Here is a 3,577-nt window from a genome sequence, read left to right as displayed (position 1 = left end):
GATACCCCACCAGACCGATACGAACTTGCTTTGCCATCTTTTTTATGTCCTCAGAAAAGTACAAACTTTTGAAGCCCTATTCGGGGCGACAGGCCAAATTTCCTCCTCGAACCCACCCGGGGTGGGTTCAGGTGGGCTAGAACCCGGTGAGGGCGGGGAGGTTGATGGTGAAGCCGACTTGCTGGTTCTGGCTGCGCCAGGTAAGGCGCGGCTCGATGGTCTTGCCGCGCCAGCCGAGGGCGATCTCCTGGTCGAAGATTTGGCGGGTGCGCAGATCCCAGCGGCCCATCAGGGCGACTGTCAGGCTGCCCAGTTGTGTTTGGCCTCGGAGCTGTGCTTCACTGAGGGCTTCAAGCGTGTCAAAGAGAAACGGGGACTTCCCCTGGGCACGGCGCAGGGCTACGCCGCCACTCAGGCCAGTCTGAGGAGTGAAGCCATAGTCGGTGGAGAGGCGTAGCTCGGAGATACTGTAGTGGTTATGGGAGTAGCGCTGCTCGATCTGGCGCAGGAGAGCGTGTGCCTGACTGTGAGGGCTTAGCCGGATGCGGGGTGCTTCCCAGGCCAGCGAGCCGATCAGCCGATCCGCTTGCACGTGCTTACCAGAGCCATCCAGAAACGTCTCACGCGCCGGGCCTCCGCCCAGTGTTGCAAGCCAGCCGCCCTCCCCCTTGCTCCCGGGTATCCGCCCCGTCAGCACCGCCTCAGGGAGGCGTGAGCGGAGCAGAAACGCCCCGCGCCGCACGAACTCGCGATTCGATTCAGCGGTTGCTTCCAGAGCCAAGGTCGGCTTGCTCTGCAAAGGCAAGGGATCTAGCACGGCAGGCGCACTCAGTGCCTGCGCGTAGCGGCGCAAAGAAAGATCAGGAGCAACCGGAGGTCGGGCGATAATAAAAGGCCGCACGCGCTCCTCAAAGCTGCGCTCTTTCTGGGTGGCATTGCGCACTCCCGTGAAGAGATTGGGCTCCTCAGACTCAGGAGAAGTCGGCTGACCGAGAAGCTCTTTTCGCGCCGTCGCCAGCACGTTCCAGCCTTGGAGTGTGGTGGACTCGACGATAAAGGTCCCCGGGGCGCCTCCCACGGGCGCGAACGGCAGGCGTACCCCTACCACCACACCTGAGACGCGCGACGTTCGGTAGATAATGGGCAACACCAGGCTCTGCTCCTCGCGTTTTCTATCGTAGCGCGGGGTAACTCCCAGCCGTGGCAGGGTGATCAGGCGGTTGCCCAAAACCCGGACGGTCGCGTTCTCAAAAAACAAGCGCCCACTTCCCGGCTGTGAGCGTAGCCGATCCGCAGAGAGTTCGAGCTCGCCCTTGGGATCGGGGCCGGGCACAAAAAGCAGACGGCGTGCCTCCGCGCCCGTCTCACTGGAGACACTAAGCGTCTTCCCCGCGATATACAGGACCGGTGAGAAGAGCTTTGCGTCGGTGAAGTAAAAGCCAAAACCGTCTTTGCTAACCGAGCGTGCCGCCATGTCCAGCCCGGTGATCTTGAGGTCTTTCCCTTCAACTCGCTCTGTCCCAAGCTTCGCGGCGACACTGCCCTCCGCGAGCAGGGTCTTGTCTTTCACCACATAGCTCGCCTTCCCCGACGAAAGCTTTAAGTCTCCCCAGACAAACGAAAACTCCCGATCCCAGCGCAGCTCTTTGGCCGAGAGCGACGAAAAGTTCGAGAGCACAAACGGCGGCAGTGGCGCTGGAGTCTGTGGCGGCGGTTGATCCATACTCCTCATGATAGCATGCCTTTTATGCAGACCATGAGCTTCGAGAACTGGGTTCGTGCCTGGTTCGATCACCCCGACGATTGGGACTGGATACGAGGGGAATTTCCTGAGATCTCCAACACCGATACGCTTGCTTTTGCAACGCACCTCTTCACCCATGCCGGTGAGCTTCTTCAACCTTACTCGAATACCCAGGTGGGCAAAGGGCTCCATAGGCTAATTTGGGAAGGAGACTCGCCACTCACAGCCCTCTTCAACCTGGAATTACCACGCACCGAGTGTCGAACCTGCCTTAAGAGTATCTATCGTGTCTATAAAGAAGTCTTTGCCACTCGTTGCCCTGAGCTTCTAAGCCAGAAAACGAGAGATGAACTCCATCATGTTTGCTTTATGTGGTGGGACATCTTCCCACTCTACAAAAATGCCCGAACAGAGCTAAACAGTGCCGTCCTCGACGTTCTGGAGCGAGCGCTAGCCTTGCCGCATCTCGCCTGTCAGGAGAGTGCTCTTCACGGCTTAGGACACTGGCAAGGTGCCGACCCGAAGCGTGTACAGGGCATTATTGACGCGTTTCTGGCCACAAAAGGAGCACGTCTCCCGGAGCTGGTTTCCTATGCTCAGACGGCGCGTCGCGGGATGGTTTTGTAGCTACCGGGAACAGATTCGGGCTTTCAGGTATATCAGGAGCATGGAATACCGATTTTTAGGGGCCTCTGGCCTCAAGGTGCCCGTTCTGAGCTTTGGCACCGGCACGTTTGGTGGCAGCGGCGCGTTCTTTGAGGCGTGGGGCGCGAGCGATGTGGCGGAGGCGACGCGGCTAGTGGACATCTGCCTCGACGCGGGCCTGACGATGTTTGACTCTGCGGATGTCTACTCGGGGGGCAAGGCGGAGGAGATTCTGGGGCAGGCGATCAAAGGCCGCCGCGATAAAGTCCTGATCTCGACCAAGGGCGGCTTTCGCACGGGGCCAGGGCACAACGAGACCGGCTCGTCGCGCTTTCACTTAATGGAGACGATCCACAATAGCCTGCGGCGGCTCGGCACGGACTACATTGATCTGTTCCAGCTCCACTCTTTCGACGCCTTCACGCCCGTCGAAGAGACGCTCCAGACTCTTGATGACTTTGTGCGGGCGGGTAAGATTCGCTACGTCGGCTGCTCGAACTTCTCGGGCTGGCATTTAATGAAGTCGCTGGCGGCGGCGGAGAAGTACGGCCTACCGCGCTACGTGGCCCACCAAGCCTATTACTCCCTCATTGGCCGCGACTACGAGTGGGAGCTGATGCCGCTGGGGCTCGATCAGAAAGTAGGAGCCGTGGTCTGGAGTCCGCTAGGCTGGGGCCGCCTGACTGGCAAGATCCGCCGTGGCCAGCCACTCCCGGAGAGCAGCCGCTTGCAGTCGAAAGTGGTCGTGGACAACGGCCCACCCGTGGACGATGAGTATCTCTACGGCGTGGTGGACGTGCTGGATCAGCTCGCCGAAGAAACAGGCAAGACCGTCCCGCAGCTCGCGCTCAACTGGCTCTTACAGCGCCCCACGGTCGCGACTCTGGTGGTCGGGGCACGCAATGAGGAGCAGCTGAAGCAAAACCTCGGAGCGGTCGGCTGGAACCTGACGGGCGAGCAAGTCGCGCGTCTGGATGCGGCCAGCAACAAGACCAAGACCTACCCCTACTGGCACCAAGATGGGTTTGATCGGAACCCATTTCCGACGTAGCGGGCGGCTAAAGCGGCCTGTTGCTACTCCGGCAGCGCCTTGCCCCGGGTCTCCGGGGCAAGGGAGAGGCCGATAAAACCAAAGATATAGACACAGGCCACGATCGCGGCAGCAGTTCGCAGGCCCGCCGACGGATC

Annotated in this window: 3 protein-coding genes; 2 read left to right on the top strand and 1 reads right to left on the bottom strand. The window is 60.3% G+C overall.

From position 1 onward, the window contains the following. Positions 1-136: 136 nt before the first annotated feature. On the bottom strand, positions 137-1,723 hold the full coding sequence (locus tag AC1XOS_RS21105; protein ID WP_481964184.1) for a hypothetical protein: 1,587 nt from the start codon (positions 1,721-1,723) through the stop codon (positions 137-139). A 15-nt stretch (positions 1,724-1,738) separates the two neighbouring features. Here AC1XOS_RS21105 and AC1XOS_RS21100 point away from each other — a divergent pair, with 15 nt between their 5' ends. Both AC1XOS_RS21100 and AC1XOS_RS21095 read left to right on the top strand, forming a co-directional pair. Beyond that, a complete protein-coding gene (locus AC1XOS_RS21100) occupies positions 1,739-2,371 on the top strand; it encodes a hypothetical protein (RefSeq protein ID WP_481964183.1) in 633 nt (210 codons plus the stop codon). A 40-nt stretch (positions 2,372-2,411) separates the two neighbouring features. Beyond that, complete coding sequence (locus AC1XOS_RS21095; protein ID WP_481964182.1) at positions 2,412-3,440, top strand: aldo/keto reductase; 1,029 nt, start codon at positions 2,412-2,414, stop codon at positions 3,438-3,440. Positions 3,441-3,577 lie beyond the last annotated feature (137 nt).

Source organism: Armatimonas sp. (assembly GCF_964826245.1).
The sequence above is the reverse complement of the archived record's forward strand: the minus strand, read 5'-3'. Positions and strand labels throughout refer to the sequence as shown.